The 21564-nt window shown below is 42.5% G+C and carries 21 protein-coding genes, 1 pseudogene and 1 riboswitch; of the genes and pseudogenes, 9 read left to right on the top strand and 13 right to left on the bottom strand.

Annotated elements, in window-relative coordinates:
* Positions 1 to 53 precede the first annotated feature (53 nt).
* The 6 genes from R2S57_RS19225 (at position 54) to R2S57_RS19200 (ending at position 6250) form a co-directional block, all read left to right on the top strand.
* Positions 54 to 1007 (top strand): stage II sporulation protein M, encoded by a 954-nt coding sequence (locus R2S57_RS19225; RefSeq protein ID WP_316846562.1) that lies wholly within the window; start codon positions 54 to 56, stop codon positions 1005 to 1007.
* A 1-nt stretch (position 1008) separates the two neighbouring features.
* The gene (locus R2S57_RS19220; RefSeq protein WP_316846561.1) at positions 1009 to 1893 is read left to right on the top strand and encodes a hypothetical protein; all 885 of its coding nucleotides are present in this window, start codon (positions 1009 to 1011) and stop codon (positions 1891 to 1893) included.
* On the top strand, positions 1847 to 2623 hold the full coding sequence (locus R2S57_RS19215) for a DUF4129 domain-containing protein (protein WP_316846560.1): 777 nt from the start codon (positions 1847 to 1849) through the stop codon (positions 2621 to 2623). Before R2S57_RS19220 ends, R2S57_RS19215 begins: the two co-directional genes overlap by 47 nt.
* Entirely contained in the window at positions 2620 to 3810 is a 1191-nt protein-coding gene (locus tag R2S57_RS19210) for a DUF4350 domain-containing protein (RefSeq protein ID WP_316846559.1), read from the top strand. Before R2S57_RS19215 ends, R2S57_RS19210 begins: the two co-directional genes overlap by 4 nt.
* Positions 3791 to 4768: a MoxR family ATPase gene (locus R2S57_RS19205; protein WP_316846558.1), complete on the top strand. Its 978-nt coding sequence runs from the start codon at positions 3791 to 3793 to the stop codon at positions 4766 to 4768. Before R2S57_RS19210 ends, R2S57_RS19205 begins: the two co-directional genes overlap by 20 nt.
* A 135-nt stretch (positions 4769 to 4903) precedes the next feature.
* A complete protein-coding gene (locus R2S57_RS19200) occupies positions 4904 to 6250 on the top strand; it encodes a DUF58 domain-containing protein (RefSeq protein WP_316846557.1) in 1347 nt (448 codons plus the stop codon).
* Positions 6251 to 6924: 674 nt separating this feature from the next.
* On the opposite strand, the gene R2S57_RS19195 is transcribed toward R2S57_RS19200, so the two are convergent.
* The 9 genes from R2S57_RS19195 to thiS form a co-directional block, all read right to left on the bottom strand.
* Positions 6925 to 7788, bottom strand: a complete 864-nt coding sequence (locus R2S57_RS19195; protein WP_316846556.1) for a polysaccharide deacetylase family protein — start codon at positions 7786 to 7788, stop codon at positions 6925 to 6927.
* A gap of 101 nt (positions 7789 to 7889) precedes the next feature.
* Complete coding sequence (locus tag R2S57_RS19190) at positions 7890 to 8342, bottom strand: hypothetical protein (RefSeq protein ID WP_316846555.1); 453 nt, start codon at positions 8340 to 8342, stop codon at positions 7890 to 7892.
* A gap of 948 nt (positions 8343 to 9290) precedes the next feature.
* Positions 9291 to 10322 (bottom strand): HesA/MoeB/ThiF family protein, encoded by a 1032-nt coding sequence (locus tag R2S57_RS19185; RefSeq protein ID WP_316846554.1) that lies wholly within the window; start codon positions 10320 to 10322, stop codon positions 9291 to 9293.
* Positions 10316 to 11440 carry a 2-iminoacetate synthase ThiH gene (gene thiH / locus R2S57_RS19180; RefSeq protein WP_316846553.1) on the bottom strand — a complete coding sequence of 375 codons (1125 nt, stop codon included), beginning with the start codon at positions 11438 to 11440 and terminating at the stop codon, positions 10316 to 10318. Before thiH ends, R2S57_RS19185 begins: the two co-directional genes overlap by 7 nt.
* Entirely contained in the window at positions 11433 to 12197 is a 765-nt protein-coding gene (locus R2S57_RS19175) for a thiazole synthase (RefSeq protein WP_316846552.1), read from the bottom strand. Before R2S57_RS19175 ends, thiH begins: the two co-directional genes overlap by 8 nt.
* Positions 12198 to 12209: 12 nt before the next feature.
* On the bottom strand, positions 12210 to 12845 hold the full coding sequence (locus R2S57_RS19170; protein ID WP_316846551.1) for a thiamine phosphate synthase: 636 nt from the start codon (positions 12843 to 12845) through the stop codon (positions 12210 to 12212).
* An 18-nt stretch (positions 12846 to 12863) separates the two neighbouring features.
* The gene (locus tag R2S57_RS19165) at positions 12864 to 13457 is read right to left on the bottom strand and encodes a thiamine phosphate synthase (RefSeq protein WP_316846550.1); all 594 of its coding nucleotides are present in this window, start codon (positions 13455 to 13457) and stop codon (positions 12864 to 12866) included.
* A gap of 7 nt (positions 13458 to 13464) precedes the next feature.
* Positions 13465 to 15348 (bottom strand): phosphomethylpyrimidine synthase ThiC, encoded by a 1884-nt coding sequence (gene thiC / locus R2S57_RS19160; RefSeq protein WP_316846549.1) that lies wholly within the window; start codon positions 15346 to 15348, stop codon positions 13465 to 13467.
* A gap of 141 nt (positions 15349 to 15489) precedes the next feature.
* Entirely contained in the window at positions 15490 to 15693 is a 204-nt protein-coding gene (gene thiS / locus R2S57_RS19155) for a sulfur carrier protein ThiS (protein ID WP_316846548.1), read from the bottom strand.
* A 62-nt stretch (positions 15694 to 15755) separates the two neighbouring features.
* A riboswitch (TPP riboswitch) is annotated at positions 15756 to 15844 on the bottom strand.
* Between the two features lie 425 nt (positions 15845 to 16269).
* Between thiS and R2S57_RS19150 the strand changes: the two genes are divergently transcribed.
* Together R2S57_RS19150 and R2S57_RS19145 are read left to right on the top strand one after the other, a co-directional pair.
* Positions 16270 to 17856, top strand: coding sequence for an ABC-F family ATP-binding cassette domain-containing protein (locus R2S57_RS19150; RefSeq protein WP_316846547.1), 1587 nt, complete (start codon positions 16270 to 16272; stop codon positions 17854 to 17856).
* Positions 17857 to 17924: 68 nt separating this feature from the next.
* On the top strand, positions 17925 to 19223 hold the full coding sequence (locus R2S57_RS19145) for a leucine-rich repeat-containing protein kinase family protein (protein WP_316846546.1): 1299 nt from the start codon (positions 17925 to 17927) through the stop codon (positions 19221 to 19223).
* An 88-nt stretch (positions 19224 to 19311) separates the two neighbouring features.
* Here R2S57_RS19145 and R2S57_RS19140 read toward each other — a convergent pair whose 3' ends face one another.
* Positions 19312 to 20049, bottom strand: coding sequence for a DUF1349 domain-containing protein (locus R2S57_RS19140; protein ID WP_316846545.1), 738 nt, complete (start codon positions 20047 to 20049; stop codon positions 19312 to 19314).
* Between the two features lie 107 nt (positions 20050 to 20156).
* Here R2S57_RS19140 and R2S57_RS19135 point away from each other — a divergent pair, with 107 nt between their 5' ends.
* The gene (locus R2S57_RS19135; RefSeq protein WP_316846544.1) at positions 20157 to 20723 is read left to right on the top strand and encodes a Crp/Fnr family transcriptional regulator; all 567 of its coding nucleotides are present in this window, start codon (positions 20157 to 20159) and stop codon (positions 20721 to 20723) included.
* A 22-nt stretch (positions 20724 to 20745) separates the two neighbouring features.
* Here R2S57_RS19135 and R2S57_RS19130 read toward each other — a convergent pair whose 3' ends face one another.
* The 3 genes and pseudogenes from R2S57_RS19130 to R2S57_RS19120 all read right to left on the bottom strand — a co-directional run.
* On the bottom strand, positions 20746 to 20922 hold the full coding sequence (locus R2S57_RS19130) for a VOC family protein (RefSeq protein ID WP_316846543.1): 177 nt from the start codon (positions 20920 to 20922) through the stop codon (positions 20746 to 20748).
* 26 nt (positions 20923 to 20948) lie between these two features.
* On the bottom strand, positions 20949 to 21170 hold the full coding sequence (locus R2S57_RS19125; RefSeq protein WP_316846542.1) for a hypothetical protein: 222 nt from the start codon (positions 21168 to 21170) through the stop codon (positions 20949 to 20951).
* Between the two features lie 40 nt (positions 21171 to 21210).
* Positions 21211 to 21564 (bottom strand): annotated as a pseudogene (locus tag R2S57_RS19120) (transposase); the annotation flags it as partial.

The following is a 21564-nucleotide window of genomic DNA, read 5'->3' as shown; positions in this document are numbered from 1 at the left end:
TTCATTTCCATAAAAAATTAACTATTTTAACCCAAGATTTGGTAACGCCTTAAATGAGAGAAGCATTATTTGTTAAACAGAATTCTGAGAAGTGGCGACATTACGATGCCATGCAACAGGCAAACCCTGATGAAGTGGCCAATCAGTTTATCGAAATCACCAACGATCTTGCCTACTCCAAAACCTTTTACCCCAATTCTAAAACCACGGCTTATTTAAATGGCCTGGCTTCCAAACTGCATCAATCTGTTTATAAAAATAAAAAAGAGAAATCGAACAGGTTTATCCATTTCTGGAAAACAGAACTGCCTTTAATCTTTTTGCAGCACCGGAAACAGATCTATTATGCGCTTGCTTTTTTCCTGATTTCGTGTGCCATTGGTGCCTTATCGGCGAAATACGACGATACTTTTGTGCGCCTGATTATGGGCGATGGTTATGTAAACATGACCAACGAAAACATTGCTAAAGGCGATCCCTTTGGTGTTTACAAACAGCAGAACGAGTTTATGATGTTTTTCCAGATCGGCGCCAACAATATTTTTGTGGCCCTATACACTTTTGTTTTAGGTATCCTGTTTTCATTTGGTTCGGTTGTTTCATTATTCAGAAACGGCGTAATGCTCGGTTCGTTCCAATATTTCTTTTTTAGTAAAGGTTTGGGCATCCAGTCTGTTCTGGTGATCTGGATCCACGGAACATTGGAAATATCGGCCATTGTACTGGCAGGAGCAGCAGGATTAATTTTAGGCAACAGCATTTTATTCCCGAAAACTTATACCCGGATGGCCTCTGTAGGCAAAGGGGCAAAAGATGGATTAAAAATCGTAATCGGTCTGATCCCCATTTTTATTGTCGCCGCATTTTTTGAGAGTTTTGTTACCCGCCATACCGAAATGCCGTTGGCTCTCAGCTTACTCATATTACTATTATCTGCAGCTTTCATCATTTGGTACGTATTTATTTATCCCATTAAAATTTATAACAAACAATCTATACTAAATTAACATGATCGGCAACATTGAATTTAAGAAAAGAAGGGATTTTGGGCAGGTGATAAACGATACCTTCACCTTTATGCGCCAAAATTTTAAGCCGTTAATTAAGGTATACTTTACCTTTTGCGGTTTGTTTGTGCTCGCCAGTATGTTAACCATGTTATTGCAACAGTACAAAATGGTCAACATCATCAATAACATTGGCGATGTCAGAAACACAGGTGGCTTAGGCTTTGGGAGCATGTATGGATTTGAATATTTCTTATCTATCCTATTCTCGCTGGCCACTTATGCCAGTATGAGCGTAGCCATACTTTCTTACATTGCCATATATGTTCAAAAAGGCAACCAAACACCCACTACTGATGAAGTTTGGGGTTATTTTAAATATTACTTCCTGAGGATTTTTGGCAGCTCTTTCCTCTTAATGCTGCTGTTGGGTGTTGCCTTTATCTTCTGCCTGGTACCTGGCTTTTGGTTATTTCCCTATATCGCCATGATCTTTCCGATTATGGTGCTCGAAAACGCTACCCTTGGTTATGCATTTAACAGAAGCTTCAAAATTATTAAAGACAATTTCTGGATTACCTTCGGTACGCTGATCGTGGTGTGGATTATTGTTTATGCCTGCATGAGTATGGTGATTTTACCCACCAGTATATTCAATATGATCGGTATGTTTACCCATAAAACACCACACATGTCGGTAACGCTTACCATGATTACCACGGTGCTGCAGTCCCTCTGTCAGGTTTTTACCATTATCCCCATTATTACCATTTCGTTGGCCTACTTCAGTTTGGTTGAGCACAAAGAAAGTACCGGATTGATGGAACGGATCTCTAATTTTGGCAATACAGAAAAACCTATCGATACCCGACCTGAAGAATATTAAGATGCAGCGTGCTTTATTCCGATACCTTCTCGTTTCCCTATTGTTTTTTATTCCTGTAATGAGCAATGCGCAGGCTGTAAAGCCTAAAGCAAAACCTGTGGAGATCCCGATGGATAGCGCCAAAATTACGCCATCAAAATTCGACAAAAACGCTATTGGTGAATATAAAACGCAAAAAGAATTTCAGTATGATGAAATAGGCCAGCAACAACTGTCGCTATGGGATAAATTCTGGATGTGGTTCTGGAACATGGTGGGCAGGCTGTTTACCGGTGCGGCAACCAACTCTGTTTCGAGGTATATTTTTATCGGCCTGGGCATTGCGCTCATTCTGTACATCGTAATCAAAATCGTTGGTGCCGAAAACATATTCAGGAGAAAATCAAAAGAAACCATCCTTCCATACGATGTAATTACCGAAAACATCCATGAAATCGATTATGAACAGGAATTACAAAGATTAATAAGCGAAGGGAAATTCCGTTTAGCCGTTAGGCTTTTGTATTTGAGGGCACTAAAACAACTGAGCGACGCAGATATCATCCAGTGGCAGCCCGATAAAACCAATTATAATTACCTGATGGAAATCAGTAAACCCGAACTTAGAAACGATTTTAGTCAGCTTACCTTGCAGTTCGATTATATCTGGTATGGCGATTTCCCTGTTGATGCGGGGAAGTTTGAGCCCATCAACCATTCCTTTAACCAGTTTAACAGCCAGATTAAATGAAAGGTTATAAAGTATATCTGATTATTGGCGCCCTGTTAATTTTGGGCTATCTGGTGGCACAGTATAACAAACCCACACCCACCAACTGGGCACCCACTTATGCCGCAAAGGATAAAATTCCCTACGGAACATTTATTTTGTACAACAGGATAAAAGATATTTTACCCAATTCAAATATTCAGCAGGCGAAAACCGCCATTTACAATACCATAAAAGGTAAAAAATTTACTAAAACAGCTTATTTAATTGTGGCACAGAAGGCCGAGATCAGTAAAACTGATTTCGAACAATTGGTAAAATACATGCAAAGCGGCAATGATGTATTTATCGCCAGTTACGAGCTGGGCAAAATAGAGAAAGACCTTAAAATACAAACTTCCACTTCGATGTCGGCCGAGGGAAGCAACCTGAACTTCACCAACCCAAACCTAAAAACCGAGGCCAATTACGGCTTTGAGCGGGGCATTGGCAGTCAGTATTTTAGCAAAGTCGATACCACTAAAACCACCATCCTTGGGGTAAATGCAAATGGCCAGCCCAATTTTATCCGTTACCGCTATGGGAAGGGCAACCTTTACCTGATTGCAGAACCTGGTTTTTATACCAATTTTAACCTGCTCGATAAATATGGGGCAGAGTATGCCGCCAAAACACTGAGCTACCTGCAGGGAAACAATCAGCTTATTTTTGATGAATATTTTGCGCTTCAGAAAAACGCCACTACCGATGTGCTGAGGGTATTCTTTAAACACCCCGAACTTGAGTTTGCCTATTACCTGAGTATTTTCAGTCTGATTGTTTTTGTACTGTATGACATTAAACGCCGGCAACGGATTATCCCGATAGCAGACCCATTGAGCAATTCGTCGTTAGCCTTTGTTCACGTGGTGGGCAGTGTATATTATCACGAAAGGAACAACTTGGATATCGCCTTAAAAAAGATCAACTATTTTATGGAATATTTAAGGGCGAGGTATTACTTAAAAACCAACGAGATCGACAGCACATTTGCGCAATTGTTAATGGAAAAAACAGGCATTAACGAAGCCTTATCCAAAACCTTAACCAGGCATTTTATGCAAACGCCCAGCATGGCCGACATGAGCGATACCCAATTGATCAATTTAAACGAAAGCATAGAACAGTTTTATAAAAATACGCAAAGCAATGGAACAAGAACAGTTTAACCCACGTACCGATTTAAGTGCACTTAATGCGGCTGTAAATCAGATCAGAAACGTACTGGGGAATATCATCGTAGGTCAAAAACAGGTGATCGACTTCCTAATTGTAGGCCTGCTTGCCGATGGGCACATCCTCATTGAGGGGGTACCGGGTGTAGCCAAAACACTTAGCGCCAAATTGCTCGCCAAATCTATCGATGCCCAATTTTCGAGGGTGCAGTTTACGCCCGATTTAATGCCCTCTGATGTTTTGGGAACCCCAATATTCAACACTAAAACAGGAGATTTCGAGTTTAGGAAAGGTCCGATTTTTGGCAATATTATTCTGGTTGATGAGATTAACCGCGCCCCTGCAAAAACCCAGTCGGCCTTGTTCGAGGTAATGGAAGAACGCCAGGTAACCATTGATGGCCACACCTATATTATGGACGAACCTTTTATGGTATTGGCCACCCAAAACCCTATCGAACAGGAAGGCACTTACCGTTTACCCGAAGCCCAGTTGGACAGGTTTCTTTTCAAGATTGAGGTTAAATACCCATCATTAGAAGAAGAAACAGCAATTTTGATGGCACAGCACACTTTGGTGAACAAAACCTTATTAAGCGAGGTTAAACCAGTATTGTCTGTACAGCAGATACAAGAGGCAAGGGCGATTATCCGTAATTTATTTGTAGAGCCGAAGTTATTGGAGTTTATAGCGAAAATCGTAAACGAAACCCGCAACAACTCCTCGCTTTATTTAGGCGCATCGCCAAGGGCATCCTTAGCCATTGTACACAGTGCAAAAGCTTTTGCCGCCATCCAGGACAGGGATTTTGTTACCCCTGATGACATCATCGCCGTCGCCGGACCTGTATTGGCGCACCGGATATTGTTATCGCCCGAAAAAGAAATGGAAGGACTCACGACAAGCGATATCGTGAACCAGATTATTAAAAAGATTGAAGTACCTAGATAAGTCTTGAGTCTCCAGTCTTGAGTCTCCAGTCTTGAGCCCGCAGTCTTGAGCCCGCAGTCTTGAGTCTTAGTTAATGATTACAGTTAAACAATTAACCACGCTCAACAATTAACCATTTAAGCAATTAACCCAAAAGTGAAAAAATTCTTTCAGCAATATTACACCAATCTATTCCTAACCGACCGTTTATTTACGGCTTTGGGCTTTTGTAGTGTGCTTTTTTTGTTGAAGTTCTTTTTTGCCTGGCTGGGCGATATTCCCGAAATTGCCATAGGGGCAGTGGTGCTTTTGTTCTTTATCGATATTTTTATTTTATACCGGATTACCCAGGGCATCGAAGCCAAAAGATTTACATCGAAACGGTTGAGCAATGGCGATGAAAACCCGATACAGATCGAGATCAAAAACCGTTATGGCTTTGGCGTAAATGCAAGGGTAATTGATGAGGTCCCTTTTCAGTTTCAACTGCGCGATAAAGATTTTAAACTTCACCTAAAACCTGCCGAAGTAAAATCGATCCATTACAATTTGCGTCCCACCAAACGCGGGGAATACGATTTCGGCTTTATCAGAGCCTATATCAGTTCACCATTGGGTTTAATCACCAGGCGGTATAATTTCGATGGCGCTAAAGTTCTGCCCGTTTATCCCTCCTTTATTAACCTCGGGCAGTACGAATTGATGGCCGTTTCCCGCTACTTAACCGAATTTGGGATTAAAAAAATCAGAAAGGTTGGGCAGAGCAGCGAATTCGACCAGATCAAAAATTATGTTGGCGGCGACGATATCCGTACCATCAACTGGAAAGCCACTGCCAGGAAAGGTGGCTTGATGGTGAATACCTATACCGACGAAAAATCGCAGAATATTTATTGTGTAATCGATAAATCGCGTGTAATGCGTATGCCTTTCGAAGGCTTGAGTTTGCTCGATTATGCCATCAATGCAACGGTTGCCCTTTCGAAAGTGGCCATGCTCAAAGAAGATAAGGCGGGTTTAATGACCATATCCGAAAATATCGGCTCTGTAGTTCCGGCCGACCGCAAAGCTTCGCAGCTGGGCAGTATCATGAACGTACTTTACAAAGAAAAAACCAGATACCTGGAAAGTAATCTTGAGGCTTTATATTCGGCAGTACGCTCGGTGGTCAAACAGCGCGGGCTCCTGGTTTTCTTTACCAATTTCGAAAGTTTATCGGCACTGCAACGTCAGTTGCCCTACCTCAAAAGAATTGCCAAATACCACTTATTGGTGGTCGTATTTTTCGAAAATACAGAACTGAAAGGATTGAGTACAGATCCTGCAAAAGATGTGGAAGGCATTTACCATAAAACCATTGCCGAGAAATTTATCTACGAGAAAAAACTGATGGTAAAGGAACTCAATAAACATGGTATCCTGGCCATCCTTACTCCACCACAGAAACTAACCATTAATGTGATTAACCAGTATTTGGCGCTGAAGGCACAGCAAAGGATTTAGCATTTAGTCGGAAGTACAGCGTCAATTTATCCCTGATTGTCATCCTGAGCGTGGTCTAAGGATCTTTAATGGAATGATCAATGTTTAATAATCAATTCGCAATGATCAAAAGCGAGTGCGTAGTCATTATTGATAAAACCATAATTACCTTTAATAATGGAAAATGTAGGATGGATGATGGAATGGGTTCAGCGTAAATCTCCGTAATCCGCGGGAGATATAGGCCGCAGATTATAGAAGATAACGCAGATAAACTACGCGCCCAACTCTGTGCCCTCTCTCTCTTTTCTTTGTGCACGCTGTGGTAAAAAAACGGAAAATGTAAAATGGAAGATGGAATTGGATCTGTGTAATCTGTGGCAAACCATTGGGCTATGGGTTTGTTCCCGCAGATTAAAACGATAAACGCAGATAAACTACGCGCCCAACTCTGCGCCCTCTGTCTCTTTTCTTTGTGCACGCTGTGGTAAAAAAACGGAAAACGGAAAATGTAAGATGGAATTGGATCTGTGCAAATCTGTGGCAAACCATTGGGCTATCGTAAATCTCCGTAATCAGCGGGAGAAACAGGCGGTTGCTTTGTTCCCTGATTGTCATCCTGAACACAGTGAAGGATCTTTAAAAAAATGGGTTTGAGTCCAAAACGTAGTTGATACGTAACAATGTTTAACGTTTTAAAATTTTACCTTTCTGATATCGTTCCAGGTAATTAATTTTATATCGTTCCTTCTCACCAGCGCTTCAGTATCTCTATGGGTAAAACTTTCGAAATCAATTTGCCGCCATTTAGAACCAAAATTAGGGTGATTGACCGTTATTCCCTGCATCTCCATATCATCAAAGGCGGGATGAATTAAAATGATGTTTAAACCCGATACCAGGTTTTCAAAAACTTGCTGATAATAATCGCTTAATCCACCTGATTCATAATATTCCCAAATTCCGTAATGCGCTTTATCAATAAGTAAGTCGCCTTTATTGATGTTATCTTTTGGATCAAGCCCAACCATCTCCATCAACTCTTTGCCAACCAGTATAGGCAGATTATATTTTTTGCCTAAGGCCCTGTATATTTGAAAAAATTCCGGACTTGAACCGACGCTATACATATGAGAATCGAGATGTGTAGGTTTTAATCCAAATCTGAGTGCTTTTTCAATCTGCGCCTCAAGTTCTTTCTTAACATCTTCAAGTGTAGCATTTTCCTTCAGAAGCGCTCTTTTCTTGTAAAAATAACCATTTCTGTCGACTAAACTTGGCACTTCGGCGACAGGCAAAACAGGTCCAAATTTATAATTTTCCCATTCGCATGTTAGTGTTAAATGAATCCCATTATCAAACTGGGGATTATCTTTGGCAAACATAGCCATTTCATAAAACCAGGGGCAGGGGATCATGATGCTATACGAGTTAACAATTCCTTTCTCCAGCGATTGAATTGTAGCTAAATTCTCCGAATGAGCAAGACCTGCATCATCTGCATGGATGATTAACAGCTTTGCATCATCAGCGAAGCCCATTTTTTCTGCTAAGTTCATTTATGCGAATAATCTGTGTGGAAATGGTTAACGTTAGACTAAGGCCTTTTATCCGATCTGACTCATCCAAATTTATAATTTAATTCTTTAACAATCCTGCTTTAGTCGAGCGTGAAATTAATGTTCATATTATATTTCATTTTTACGAGTCCGATGGTATGCGCCTTACGATCATCGCCCTTGTTTAAACGCTGTAAAATAATTAAGGATTGATTGGGTTGAAGTTTAGTCTTCCTTTTTACCTCATAACAATTACGGCCTCCCTGGTCGATACTATCCCTAAGATTAAAAGAAACTTCCGATATGACCTGATTGGTTATGTTCTTGATGGTAATTTTAGCAAACTTGTTAAATTTAGCATCCTGTATGTATTTGATTTCTTTGATGTATGCTGTATTTTGGCGATTTGTAGTATCAACGGGTATTGATTTAGACCGTTTAGGATCTGGCGACGCGGATACTTTAGCTGGCCTTTCCTGAGGTGTAGATTTCAGGGGCATATTCGAAAGTCCGAAACAAAACACCATTAGTATTGCAAATTCTTTTGTGAGCATATTGAGCGGTTTAATCTGTATCTCTAAGTTATTATTTTTTTAAGCATTAGCTTGATAGGCAAGGGATATTATTTTTTCAGTGTTGGCGGCGAGGCGTAATCAACTACCGTCTTTAGTGGCCTTCATTTTAAATAAATACGAGTCTTTGAAAGCCGGTAGCCGCATACACCCATAATGATATACACCAAGCATTTGTTTGTGTATTTCAACGAAACTGGTCAGTCCGTTTCGGACCAAACTGTACGCGAATTTGACTGCCGAGCAATCGCCTAAATTGTTCCTTTCCCTCTGAACGCATAGGATCACCAACCTCAAATTTCTCTCCTCCGGTAAGCTCCTACCTTAACCAAGTTCAACACGATATCAGATCCTTTCCGCTAGGTCAGCAACTCACCATCCCAGGCAAAGGCAGCTGAATATCTTCAAAAAGACGCCCTAAGACGCTCAAAACCTATCCCATAGACCAAACATCATATCAGATACGATTTTATCATCTGAGGCCTCATTCTGGCCTGAACTTAGAAAATTAAAAGGAATTATTCCCAGAGAAAAGTCTGATCCTTCGATCAGCACGTACAGTTTGGTCCGGAATAGACTGTCGCTTTGGAACGAAACAGGGTGTCAGCTTAAACGCGGAACGCGCATACACTTTTGCCGAAATACCCACATAGTTGGAAGGATGATGTTAGATGGAAAATGGATGACGGAACCGGCCTTGCGTTCAGCGACATTAACCGATTGCATAGTCCGAAGTCCTTAGCCCGAAGTCCGAAGTCGATTTATTCATATCAACTATGCACCCAGCTCCGTGCTCTTTGCGCCTTCCTTTTGCGCACTCCGTGGTTAAACGGCGGTGGCCAGTTAACCAATTTAAACAATAATACAGTTTGCAATTGACAGTTTGCGGTTACCAATGAACCAATGACAAGTGAACCAATGACGAATGAACTAAAATCCCCCTTTCAAACTAAACAACTCCCCCTCATAAATCCCATTCAATACCTGCACCGCCATTTTGCTCCTTTGCCCCGTTTGGCAATAACAGATTACTTTTTTATGCTTAGGTATATTTTCAAGCGCATCTGTTAATGCATATAAGGAAATATTTACGCCACCAATATTGCTTTCATCGTGTTCATAATCTTCGCGCACATCGATCAGGAAGACTTCATCTGCAGCAGCTGAAAGCCATTGATCTAAAAGTGCTTTATCGATTTCTTTGATCTGATGATGCACCATTTCGGGTTTAATGGTTTGCGGTTGTTTTTCTGGTGCAATGTTGAATACCATCATGGTATTGTTCAGTGCATTGATGGTCATGAGTTTGCCAGATAAGGTTTCGCCAATGCCACAGATGATTTTGATGGCTTCGTTGGCCATGTACAAAGCAACAATACCGGGTAAAACCCCAATCACCCCACCTTCTGCACAGTTGATATTTTCAGTTGGTGGTGCCGGATAAAGATCGCGGTAGTTTGCGCCTCCTTCGTGGTTAAATACGGCAACCTGCCCTTCAAAAGCCAAGATGGAGCCAAATAGGAGTGTTTTCCCCAAACTTACACAGGTATCGTTTACAAGGTAACGGGTGCTAAAGTTATCTGAACAATCGATCACCAGATCATAATCCCCGCAAATGTGTATTGCACGTTCAGCGGTAAAACGTTCGTGATACGCCTTAAGCTGAACATGGGGATTGAGTAAGGCGAGTTTCTCAGCGGCAACTTTGGCCTTTGGCCGGCCAATATCGGTATGGTTGTACAAAATCTGGCGGTGCAGGTTGCTCAGTTCTACCACATCATCATCTACAATTCCCATTTCGCCTACTCCTGCAGCAGCCAGGTATTGCAATATCGGGCAGCCCAATCCGCCTGCACCAATGATCAGCACTTTGGCCGCCTTCAGTTTTTCCTGTCCGGCCAGCCCCAGTTCGGGCAAAATCATTTGCCTGTTGTACCGGTTTAATTCTTCTTTTACTAACATGATTTATGGATCAAACTCATATCCCAGTCTTTCCAGATGGGTTCGTAACCTTGTTTTCTGATCATGGCCGCAATTTCCTGTGCCGGGCGTTCATCAGATATTTCGAACTGCTCCAACGATTGTGGTTCTACTTCATATCCGCCAGGATTGGTTTTAGAGCCTGCACTAATGGCCGTAATCCCCAATTTGATTACCTGGTTTCTGAAAGCCATGGTTTCGCGCGTAGAGATAGACAGTTCTACTTCGCTGTTGAATAAACGGTAGGCGCAGATCAGTTGCACCAGCTCTTTATCGTTCATCACCACTTTGGGCTCTAAACCACCGCTAAAAGGCCGCAGCCTGGGGAAGGAGATGCTGAATTTACTTTGCCAATACTGTTTTTCGAGATAGGATAGGTGTAGGGCCGTAAAAAATGAATCTGTCCGCCAGTCTTCCAGTCCGATTAAAACGCCAAGGCCCATTTTATGGATGCCTGCCTGTCCTAACCGATCGGGGGTTTCCAGGCGGTATAAAAAGTTAGATTTTTTGCCTTTGGGATGGTGTTTGCGGTAATCGTCCTGGTGGTAGGTTTCCTGATAAACCAGTACCGTATTTAAACCATGTGGAATCAGCGTTTCGTAATCTTCGGTGTCCAGGGGTTGAACTTCCATGGATATATGGGCAAAATGTGGACTAATCAGCTCCAATACCTTTTTAAAATAATCGGTATGTACGCTTTGATTGGCCTCGCCTGTTACCAGCAGTACATGGTCGTAACCCATACCTTTGATTACGGCCACTTCCTGCATAATTTCCATCGGGTTGAGCGTTCTGCGCCGCACTTTATTGTCGTAACTGAAACCGCAATAGGTGCAAATGTTGTTACACTCATTGGAGAGGTAAAGCGGAATGTACATCTGGATGACGCGGCCAAAACGGTCTAGAGTTAAACGTTGACTGATCTGCGCCATATCTTCGAGATAAGGCATTGCGGCAGGCGAAATCAAGGCTTTAAAATCTTCCAGGCTGCGCTGTGGATTGTTTAGTGCCCGCTCTACATCGGCCGCAGTTTTATCGTAAATACTGGCTTTGGTATCATCCCAGTTGTGGGATTCGAATACCGTGTTAAAACTACTCATCTAAGAATGCGGTTAGTGGGCTGCTGGCTGTGGCATAATGCTGCTGACCGCCGAGTTTAGCTTCGAAAGCCATTCTACCAGCTTCTACAGCGAGTTTAAATGCAATGGCCATATTGGTGGGGTTTCTGGCGATGGCGATGGCGGTATTCACCAAAACAGCATCCGCACCGATTTCCATGGCTTTTGCCGCATCAGACGGTGCACCGATGCCTGCATCAATAATCACAGGCACCCTGCTTTGGCTGATAATAATTTCTAAAAAATCGATAGTCCTCAAACCTTTGTTGCTGCCGATGGGCGAACCCAATGGCATTACCGCAGCGGTACCCACATCTTCCAAACGTTTACACAAAACGGGGTCGGCATGGATATAAGGCAGCACCACGAAACCCAGTTTAACCAGTTCTTCGGTGGCCTTAAGCGTTTCGATCGGATCGGGCATCAGGTATTTCGGATCGGGATGGATTTCCAGTTTGATCCAGTTGGTTTCTAAGGCTTCGCGAGCGAGCTGAGCGGCAAAAACAGCTTCTTTCGCATTGCGTACGCCAGAAGTATTGGGCAATAAATTAATGTGCGGGTGTTTAAGGTGGTGCAGGATATCATCATCCTTACCTTTTAAATCGACACGTTTAAGCGCAACGGTAACCAGTTCGGAAGCCGAGGCAATTAATGCGCTTTCCATCTCTCTGGCCGAACTAAATTTTCCGGTTCCGGTAAAGAGGCGGGAGCTAAAGGTTTGATCTGCTATTGTTAACATATCTCTAAATTGTTAAAGGGAATGGATGTTAAATTTGCTGTTAATTTCATCGAGAACTTCAGCAGTTTGTATCTGGTTGGTGAGCGCTGCCGAGATGGCAATTCCGTAAATTCCGGTTTCGAGTATCGCCGGAATATCTGCAGCCTCGATACCACCGATGGCCACAATGGGCGTTTTGATACCGGCCTGCCTTACTTTTTCCATTAATTTGTAGTATCCTTCCAAACCCACAATCGGACTCAGGTTTTCTTTGGTACGTGTAAAACGGAAAGGGCCCAGGCCAATATAATCGGCACCCTCGGCTACCCTTTGTTGGATATGTTCGAAGGTATTGGCCGTACCACCGATAATCTGCCCGGGATTGATGGTTTTCCGGGCTTCCAGAATCGGCATATCCTGCAAACCCAGATGCACGCCATAACTGCCCACGGCTTTGGCCAGGTGCGGGTAGTCGTTTATAATGAGTTTGGCACCATAACTTTCGCATAAGGTTTGTGCGGCTTGTGCAAAAGGCAGGATGTCGGCTTCCGATTGGTTTTTAATGCGGAGCTGAATCCATTTTCCACCCGCCTGGAGAACCTGCGCTATGGCATCTAAATGGGTGCCTGTTCGGGGCGCTTGCGAGATATATTGTAAGGGCTGAATCATGTTTGTATTTTTTAAATTTTAAGTGTGAGCCTGGCATTTGGCCTGTGCTTTTTTAAAAGTATTTAGTGCTTGAGAAGGATCGTTCCAGATCGCACCCAATAAGGCAATGCCATCAAAATCCATTTCTTTTACTGCATCAATTTGGCTTAAACCGATGCCACCGAGGGCGATGATTTTGGTATGGCCAATTTTCTTTTCCAACCGAAAACCTGAAGGGATAACACCTAAATAACCCGGTTTAGAAAGACTGTTGAAAACGGGCCCGAAGAAGCTGTAATCGTATTCTTGGATATCGCCGATAGCTGATAACTGATGGATAGACGTACTGAATATCTTATTTCCATCCACAACCTGATCATGATGGCTTTCCCTGAAACTTTCGGTATGGTGGATCCGGTTGATGTTGTAATCGTTAGCCAGCGAATGAAAATGGTGTAAAGCGATCTGCGGATGATATTCGGGTAAAATCCCTTCAATAATCTCTCTATAGCTAGCTTCATCTGCATTTTCCTTGCGCAAGTGAAATACCGCTAAACCCGCTTCGAAAAGCTGGTTTAGCAAATGGCTTTCTTCCTTAAAAATGGCCGGTTTAGCGATGACGATCAGTTCCATTGATGGTTTAAGAATAAATTTCGCTTCCTTTTTCAGTAAATTCTTTCGATTTCTCCTGCATGCCTTTGGCCAAAGCATCTTCTGCTTCTACGCCCTGTTTTGCAGCATATTCGCGTACGTCCTGCGTAATTTTCATCGAGCAGAAATTGGGGCCGCACATCGAACAGAAATGCGCAATCTTGGCGCCATCTGCCGGAAGCGTTTCGTCGTGGAATTCTTTTGCGGTATCAGGATCGAGCGACAGGTTAAACTGGTCTTCCCATCTAAACTCAAACCTCGCCTTGCTCAAGGCATTATCGCGGTATTGCGCCCCCGGATGACCTTTGGCTAAATCGGCCGCGTGGGCAGCTATTTTGTAGGTAATTACGCCATCTTTTACATCTTTTTTGTTCGGTAGCCCCAGATGTTCTTTAGGTGTTACATAACACAACATCGCCGTTCCGTACCAACCGATCATGGCCGCGCCAATGGCCGAGGTAATGTGATCGTAACCCGGTGCAATATCGGTAGTTAACGGCCCCAATGTATAAAAGGGTGCTTCACCACAATGGTCGAGCTGTTTTTCCATATTGGCTTTAATCAGGTGCATCGGCACGTGCCCAGGGCCTTCGATAATGGTCTGCACATCGTGTTTCCAGGCGATTTTGGTCAGTTCGCCAAGGGTTTCCAATTCAGAGAACTGTGCGGCATCATTGGCGTCGGCAATACAGCCTGGTCTTAAACCATCTCCTAACGAAAAAGCGACATCGTAAGCCTTCATAATTTCGCAGATTTCTTCGAAATGGGTATACAGAAAATTTTCTTTATGGTGGGCCAGGCACCATTTGGCCATAATGGATCCGCCACGCGAAACAATACCCGTAATCCTTTTGGCGGTTAAAGGCACATAACGGAGCAGCACCCCGGCATGGATGGTAAAATAATCTACCCCCTGCTCAGCCTGCTCAATTAGGGTATCGCGGAAGATTTCCCAGGTGAGGTCTTCGGCTTTTCCATTTACTTTTTCCAGGGCCTGATAAATGGGAACGGTCCCGATGGGTACTGGCGAATTGCGGATAATCCATTCGCGGGTTTCGTGGATATTCTTTCCCGTTGATAAATCCATGATCGTATCGGCACCCCAACGACAAGCCCATACGGCTTTTTCGACTTCTTCTTCGATGGTAGAGGTAACGGCTGAATTGCCAATATTGGCATTGATTTTCACGAGAAAATTGCGCCCGATAATCATCGGCTCCAGTTCGGGGTGATTGATGTTGCAGGGGATCACCGCCCTTCCCGCAGCCACCTCTGCCCGTACAAACTCGGGGGTGATATATCCTTTTGGGGTATTGGCGCCAAAACTATTGCCCTGATGCTGGTGGTTCATTACCTCATGCTGATTGCCCAACTGTTCGTTAAGCAATTCAATCTGTTGGTTTTCCCTGATGGCAATGTATTCCATCTCGGCGGTAATCATCCCCTTTTTGGCGTAATGCATTTGCGATACATTGGCACCAGGCTGGGCTTTATAGGGTTTATTGATAAAATTAAAGCGTAAGGCGTCGAGTTTCTCATCGGCCAAACGTTGTTGCCCGTAAGTAGAGGAAAGTTCCTGGAGTTCTACCACATCCTGCCGGTCTTTAACCCATTGTTCCCTCAATCGTGGCAATCCTTTTTTAACATCAATAACGGCATTCGGATCGGTATATGGGCCACTGGTATCGTAAACAGTTACTGGCGGATTAGCTTCAGTTAGGCCAAATCCGTTATGGATTTTGGTTTCCGACAAACTGATTTCGCGCATGGCGACCTGTATATTGTGGATTTTTCCGGGCACAAGTATTTTGCGTGATGCCGGAAAGGGACTGCGGCTAATGACTTCCTGGTTCGGTGTTTTTTCTTGTTTCATATGTAAATGATTGAATGAGAGAATGATTGAATTTTGAATGAGTGAATGATTGAATGACCGAATGAGAGAGGGACAGAATTAGAGAATGATTGAATGAGGGAATGTTGCCATTCAATCATCCTATAATTCAATCATTCAATTTTATCCCCCCTGCGTGGCTTTGATGAGTATAATCTGATCGCCGGGATTTAATACATGGGTAGTCCAGCCCGATTTAGGAATGATGCTTTGATTGACCGCTATTGCAAGGCCATCGGTTGCTAAAAATAGAACTGTAGCCAATAGCTGTTCGATAGAACAGGCTTCGGTTAGCGAATGATTTTGATTGTTGATCGTTATTTCCATATTTAAAAAAATTGGAAAAACTATAGAGATTGCCCCGTAACGGGGATCGAAAAGACAGCAATGGTATTGCTTTCACTTTTCCCTTCGGCAGTACTAACTGCATCAGGTTCAAAGGGTATTTCTCAGCACGGCGGCACCCCTAAAGTTTTTTGTAAATATATAGGATTAAATTTCTATTGCAAATAAAAATTGATATAGATAAAATCTATATGACAATATTGTTTGTATAGGATTGAACAAAGAGGAATACTAAATTGTCATCCTGAGGGTAACGAAGGATCTTTTCTAATTAGAGGTAACATCCGGAAAAAGATCCTTCACTGCATCCGATAGCGATCGGATCAGGATGACAATCGTGGTGATTAAAACACTAATTTTTATTTTCCAATCTTTGCGCCCGACCTCAGACTAATCCATCCATCCACGCCAACCGCCTTTCGCAAAACGCAAAAATTTCTCTATCTTTGCCTCATCACCAAAACCCCCAATCCATGTAAGATTAATTTCTTTTCAGAAAATAGATAACAAGCAGAGCGATACCGCTTTTGCAATTATTTACCATTAAAAAAGAAATTCATGCTTATTCTACAAGGGGTTACTTACAACCATCCCAATAGAGATTTATTGTTTACTGATTTAAATCTCGCCATCCATAAATATAATAAAATTGCACTCATTGGCTACAACGGCGCAGGGAAATCTACACTTTTAAAAATTTTAGCGGGTAAACTTGCACCCACTAGCGGGGATGTAAAAGCCGAATCCGTTCCTTATTATATACCGCAGCTATTTGGTCAGTTTAATGCGCTCACTGTTGCGCAGGCCATCGGGATCGACAATAAATTGAAAGCCTTTTACGAAATCTTAAATGGTGAGGTAACGGATGAGAATTTAAGCCTGCTTAACGACGACTGGACAATAGAAGAACGCTGCCAGGAAGTATTAAGCCATTGGCGCTTAGATGGACTCGATTTAAACCAAAAAATGGAAACGCTAAGCGGCGGACAAAAAACCAGTGTGTTTTTGGCCGGTATAGCCATACACCAGCCAGAAATCGTTTTGCTTGATGAGCCTACCAACCACCTTGATCTGGAGGGTAGAAACATATTGTACCATTATATCCGATCGACCAGAAATACCGTTATGGTGGTGAGTCACGACCGAACCCTATTGAACCTCGTTGATCAGGTTTACGAACTCAGTTCAAAGGGTTTAACGCTTTATGGAGGCCATTACGATTTCTATGTCGCGCAGAAAAAAATGGAAAATGATGCATTAAACCAGGAGGTAAAGGCAAAGGAAAAAGCGCTGCGTAAAGCCAAAGAGGTTGAGCGTGAAGCTTTGGAGCGGCAGCAAAAGCTTGATGCCCGGGGCAAGAAAAAACAGGAAAAGGCAGGCTTACCCACCATTTCGATGAATACATTGAAGAACAAAGCCGAAAAAAGCACTTCCAGGATGAAAGGTGTGCATGCCGAAAAGCTCGGCCATATTTCTGCTGAACTGATACAGCTCCGCTCGGCACTGCCCGATGTGGATCAAATGAAAATAGGCTTTAATCCAACTGTGCTCCATAAAGGGAAAACGATTGTAGAAGCCAAAGGAATTAATTTCGGTTATCAGGACCAGATGCTCTGGGAAGAGCCGCTAAACTTCCAGATTTTTAGCGGTGAACGTTTGGTAATTAAAGGGCGAAACGGTTCGGGTAAAACGACTTTGATCAAGATTATTTTGGGTGCGCTTCAGCCTTCAGTTGGATCGATCAATAAAGTACCTATCCAAGAAACGTACATCGATCAGGATTATTTATTGATCGATAATGAACTTAGTGTATACGAACAGGCGCAACAGTACAATCCGGGTGTTTTGCAGGAACATGAAATCAAGATCCGTTTAAACCGGTTTTTATTTGGCAAAGCCGACTGGGACAAGCCCTGTTCGGCCTTAAGCGGTGGAGAGAAAATGCGTTTAATCCTCTGCTCTTTAACCATCTGCAATCAATCTCCCGACCTGATGATCCTGGATGAGTCCACCAATAACCTGGATGTTCAGAATGTAGAGATTTTAACCGCAGCGATTAACGATTATAAGGGAACACTCCTGGTGGTATCGCACGATGAATATTTTTTAAAACAGATACAGATAGAAAACACCATCAATTTATAGCTGATCTTTTATTAAAATGAGTCATATAGCCTTATCTTCGTTTCTTACTATTAAAACCAACGTAACCCATGCAAAGTCTGTTAGCACTTCAAAGCGGTAAACTTAAAGGAGCAGTATCCTTAAAACTTTCTGAAGATCTTTCCGATTTTCCAGCGGAAATATTTGAGCTGGCCGATACGCTGGAGGTGCTCGATCTTTCTTTTAATAAACTAAGTTCACTGCCTGCAGATTTTGGCCGTTTAAAGAAGCTGAAGATTTTCTTCTGTTCGGAAAACCTGTTTACGGTTTTACCGGAAGTATTGGCCGATTGCCCTTTGTTGGATATTGTAGGTTTTAAATCTAACCGGATTAAAACCGTACCGGCAAAATCGCTTCACAAGAATCTACGCTGGTTGATTTTAACCAATAACAATATCGCCGAACTGCCGAAGGAAATCGGTCATTGTGCACGCATGCAAAAGCTGATGTTATCGGGAAACCGTCTGGCAACATTGCCCCAAGAACTGGGCAACTGCAAAAACTTAGCCCTATTGCGGATACCGGCCAATAAACTGCATGAATTGCCAACCTGGCTGGCCACGATGCCAAGACTATCTTGGATTGCCTTCTCTGGGAATAATTTCAGCAAAACGCCTGCTGTAGAAACACTTTCTTTGATCAATTGGCACGATTTAGAAATCAGTCATTTATTGGGCGAGGGAGCATCGGGCGTCATTTCTAAAGCCAACAGAACTATGGGCGACGAAACCAGTGAAGTGGCTGTTAAAATATTTAAGGGCAATGTAACCAGTGATGGTTTACCAGAGGATGAGATGACTGCCTACATTGCTGCAGGTTACCACCCTGGCCTCGTGAACCTGATCGGACAGATTGCCCTGCATCCTGAAGATAAAAAGGGCCTGGTGATGGATCTGATCCCGCATCATTTTTATAACCTGGGTAATCCACCAAGTTTAGAGAGCTGCACCAGGGATGTTTTTTCTCCGGAGATGCGGTTATCAGAAAAACAGATACTGAACATTGCCAAAACCATAGCCTCATTAGCGGCACAATTGCACCAGGCAGGCATTATGCATGGTGATCTGTATGCACACAATACCTTGATTGATGAGGAGGGTAGTACCCTATTTGGCGATTTTGGTGCGGCAAGTTTTTACGATAAAACAGCTGTTGAGCTGGCTTTCGCGTTAGAGCGGATTGAAGTGAGTGCCTATGGCTACCTGCTTGATGATCTGTTATCGTTAAGTAATAAGCCACACGAAGGTACTTTAACCATACTCGGCGAACTTAGGGATAGTTGTTTAGATACGATTCCTTTAAACCGTCCAGGTTTTCAGGATCTGGTTGATGCACTGGCTAAGGTTTGATCATAACATTTGTCAGCCTGAGCTTAACGAAAAGCTTTTGGCTGTCCTTCTACAAGCTCAGGCTGACAATGCATAAAGTTAATCCATCTTAGTTCTCTTGTTTTTTCGCCCAATCTAACCTGCGCTGATCGGGAGTAGGGGTTACTTTGAAATTTTCGAAGGTGGCGTTAAAGCCTTTACCATCCGGGCAAGCCGCCACAAGGCCAACCATTACCGGGGTATTATCCTTAAAATAACAGGTACGGAGCATCGTATATTTTTTATCATCCAACGAATAGAAAATCTCAACGGCATCAAGCTTTCTAACGGCCTTCATCCAGATGGATGCAGGTGCCTGTGCCAACTCCACTACGCTCCAGTCGCTGGTTTTATGGGTAACCACTGCACTTACATTTTGTTTACCGTTTACGAACTCTACCCCAGCTTTAATCCACTCTTCTTCATTAATACGGAGCATTAACCCCATCTGGTCGAAGGTGGTTACATAGTTTCCGGTAATTTTTACTTTCACCTCAAATTCACCACCATAGGTGGCATAATAAAAAGGGGCATCATCAACAGTAAAGCCATAATGCGAAATGCGCCAGTAATCTGTTTTGGCTGGCACAAACATACTGAATGTGTTTTTATCCTTGATTTCCCATTTCTCAGGTTCGTTAAACCAGTTCATTTTGGCGAGGCTCTGGGCAGCTAATCTCTGTGTGTTTAATACGGCTACCAGAGCCATTAATAGAAGTAATTTAAGTTTCATTTGTGTGTTAGCGGTTGGTTTTGTGTGTTTGTGTTTTGCAAACTTAATACAAGCATCAACTTTTGTAAAGGACATACATCACTATTTTAACGTGACCATTATCACGTTTACTGGCTAAGGATAATTGCAACAGGTTTATAAATCTGCAATAAACAGTACATTTGTTTTGTTGCATCAGAAACATGGAAACAAATTTTTTAAGGGCGCATATAGATCAGATCGTTTGTTTAACAGATGAAGAATTTCAACATGCCGAATCTTTTTTCACCAGGCGGAGATATAAAAAGCACCAGTACATTATTCAGGCAGGCGATGTAAGCAGCTGCGAACATTTTGTGGTGAAAGGAATTGTAAAGTCTTCCTATACCGACCATGAGGGCAAAGAATACATTTTACAGCTGGCGATGGAAGAATGGTGGTTTTCAGATCCAAATGCTTTTAATACCGGGATGCCGGCCACGTTGAATGTGGATTGTATTGAAGATACCGAAACCCTCTCCATCTCTTTCGAAAACAAGGAGAAACTTTGTGCATCTTCACGAAAAATGGAATACTTTTTCAGAAAAAAGTACACTACAGGCAATATGGCTTTACAAAAACGGGTACTGGCACTGTTGAGTAATAATGCGGGCGAGCGTTATAAACAATGGCGCAATCAATACCCATCTTTACAAAAGAGAATTTCGAAAACCCTTATTGCTTCTTATCTAGGTGTAACCAGAGAAACTTTAAGCCGATTATCTCTATAAAGAAAATAATAAGGAATTTTGTCTATTTATAACTGCCAAAGTTAACCATCCACTGGATGCCAAACCTATCTTTAAAACTGCCGAAGTAATCGCCCCAGAACATATCTTCCATAGGCATTTCGATCTTACCACCAGTAGAAAGACCATTAAACAAACGATCGGCATCTTCGCGGCTTTCGGCATTGATGTTGATGTACATGTTGTTGCCTTCTTTGAGCACATGCCCTAAAGAAGGCACACAATTGAAGCCATTAAGATGGTATGCTCGTTAATGGGTAAAGCCACATGCATTACGCGGTTTCTTTCTTCTTCAGATAATTGATCAGATTCAGGTGCATCGCTCATTTTTGCGAAGAATATAAATTCTCCACCAAAAACCGACTTGTAAAAATTAAAAGCTTCTTCGGCCTTGCCATCGAAGTTTAAGTAAGGGTGCATGGTTGCCATTATCTTATCTGTTTTGTTTATACTAACCTGAGTTCGATAATTAAAATGCGTACAGCTGGTTAGTTTTAATAGTTTGGTATTTGATTGATGGCTTTTTAGGGAAGAAGCTATATGCTGCCAATCCAGCCAGAATATTAACGACAAAATTGATGAAGGAACGATGTCTTGAATGTTCAATCTGGCAGATGTTCTTAAGCTCATCGTTTACGGTTTCTATGACCGATCTTTTTCTCAACATTATTTTGTCGTTCATGCTCATTAAGCTGTTCTTCATTTGTTACGTATTCCTGTTACCAGATGTATACCGTCAGTAAAAAGTATTTCGAACAGATTTTTGGATATGTATCCCTTGTCCCCAAACAGCTTTCCAAATATTTTTTTAAGAAACCCTTCC

It is taken from the genome of Pedobacter psychrodurus, from assembly GCF_032678585.1.
Lineage (GTDB): Bacteria > Bacteroidota > Bacteroidia > Sphingobacteriales > Sphingobacteriaceae > Pedobacter > Pedobacter psychrodurus_A.
The sequence above is the reverse complement of the archived record's forward strand: the minus strand, read 5'-3'. Positions and strand labels throughout refer to the sequence as shown.

Excerpts from the sequence above, each read along its gene's own strand:
- R2S57_RS19225 (WP_316846562.1), top strand. The coding sequence starts at position 54 with ATGAGAGAAGCATTATTTGTTAAACAGAATTCTGAGAAGTGGCGACAT.
- R2S57_RS19220 (WP_316846561.1), top strand. The coding sequence starts at position 1,009 with ATGATCGGCAACATTGAATTTAAGAAAAGAAGGGATTTTGGGCAGGTG.
- R2S57_RS19210 (WP_316846559.1), top strand. The coding sequence starts at position 2,620 with ATGAAAGGTTATAAAGTATATCTGATTATTGGCGCCCTGTTAATTTTG.
- R2S57_RS19205 (WP_316846558.1), top strand. The coding sequence starts at position 3,791 with ATGGAACAAGAACAGTTTAACCCACGTACCGATTTAAGTGCACTTAAT.
- R2S57_RS19195 (WP_316846556.1), bottom strand. The coding sequence starts at position 7,788 with ATGAACTTAGCAGAAAAAATGGGCTTCGCTGATGATGCAAAGCTGTTA.
- R2S57_RS19190 (WP_316846555.1), bottom strand. The coding sequence starts at position 8,342 with ATGCTCACAAAAGAATTTGCAATACTAATGGTGTTTTGTTTCGGACTT.
- R2S57_RS19185 (WP_316846554.1), bottom strand. The coding sequence starts at position 10,322 with ATGTTAGTAAAAGAAGAATTAAACCGGTACAACAGGCAAATGATTTTG.
- thiH (WP_316846553.1), bottom strand. The coding sequence starts at position 11,440 with ATGAGTAGTTTTAACACGGTATTCGAATCCCACAACTGGGATGATACC.
- R2S57_RS19175 (WP_316846552.1), bottom strand. The coding sequence starts at position 12,197 with ATGTTAACAATAGCAGATCAAACCTTTAGCTCCCGCCTCTTTACCGGA.
- R2S57_RS19170 (WP_316846551.1), bottom strand. The coding sequence starts at position 12,845 with ATGATTCAGCCCTTACAATATATCTCGCAAGCGCCCCGAACAGGCACC.
- R2S57_RS19165 (WP_316846550.1), bottom strand. The coding sequence starts at position 13,457 with ATGGAACTGATCGTCATCGCTAAACCGGCCATTTTTAAGGAAGAAAGC.
- thiC (WP_316846549.1), bottom strand. The coding sequence starts at position 15,348 with ATGAAACAAGAAAAAACACCGAACCAGGAAGTCATTAGCCGCAGTCCC.
- thiS (WP_316846548.1), bottom strand. The coding sequence starts at position 15,693 with ATGGAAATAACGATCAACAATCAAAATCATTCGCTAACCGAAGCCTGT.
- R2S57_RS19150 (WP_316846547.1), top strand. The coding sequence starts at position 16,270 with ATGCTTATTCTACAAGGGGTTACTTACAACCATCCCAATAGAGATTTA.
- R2S57_RS19145 (WP_316846546.1), top strand. The coding sequence starts at position 17,925 with ATGCAAAGTCTGTTAGCACTTCAAAGCGGTAAACTTAAAGGAGCAGTA.
- R2S57_RS19140 (WP_316846545.1), bottom strand. The coding sequence starts at position 20,049 with ATGTCCTTTACAAAAGTTGATGCTTGTATTAAGTTTGCAAAACACAAA.
- R2S57_RS19135 (WP_316846544.1), top strand. The coding sequence starts at position 20,157 with ATGGAAACAAATTTTTTAAGGGCGCATATAGATCAGATCGTTTGTTTA.
- R2S57_RS19130 (WP_316846543.1), bottom strand. The coding sequence starts at position 20,922 with ATGTACATCAACATCAATGCCGAAAGCCGCGAAGATGCCGATCGTTTG.
- R2S57_RS19125 (WP_316846542.1), bottom strand. The coding sequence starts at position 21,170 with ATGGCAACCATGCACCCTTACTTAAACTTCGATGGCAAGGCCGAAGAA.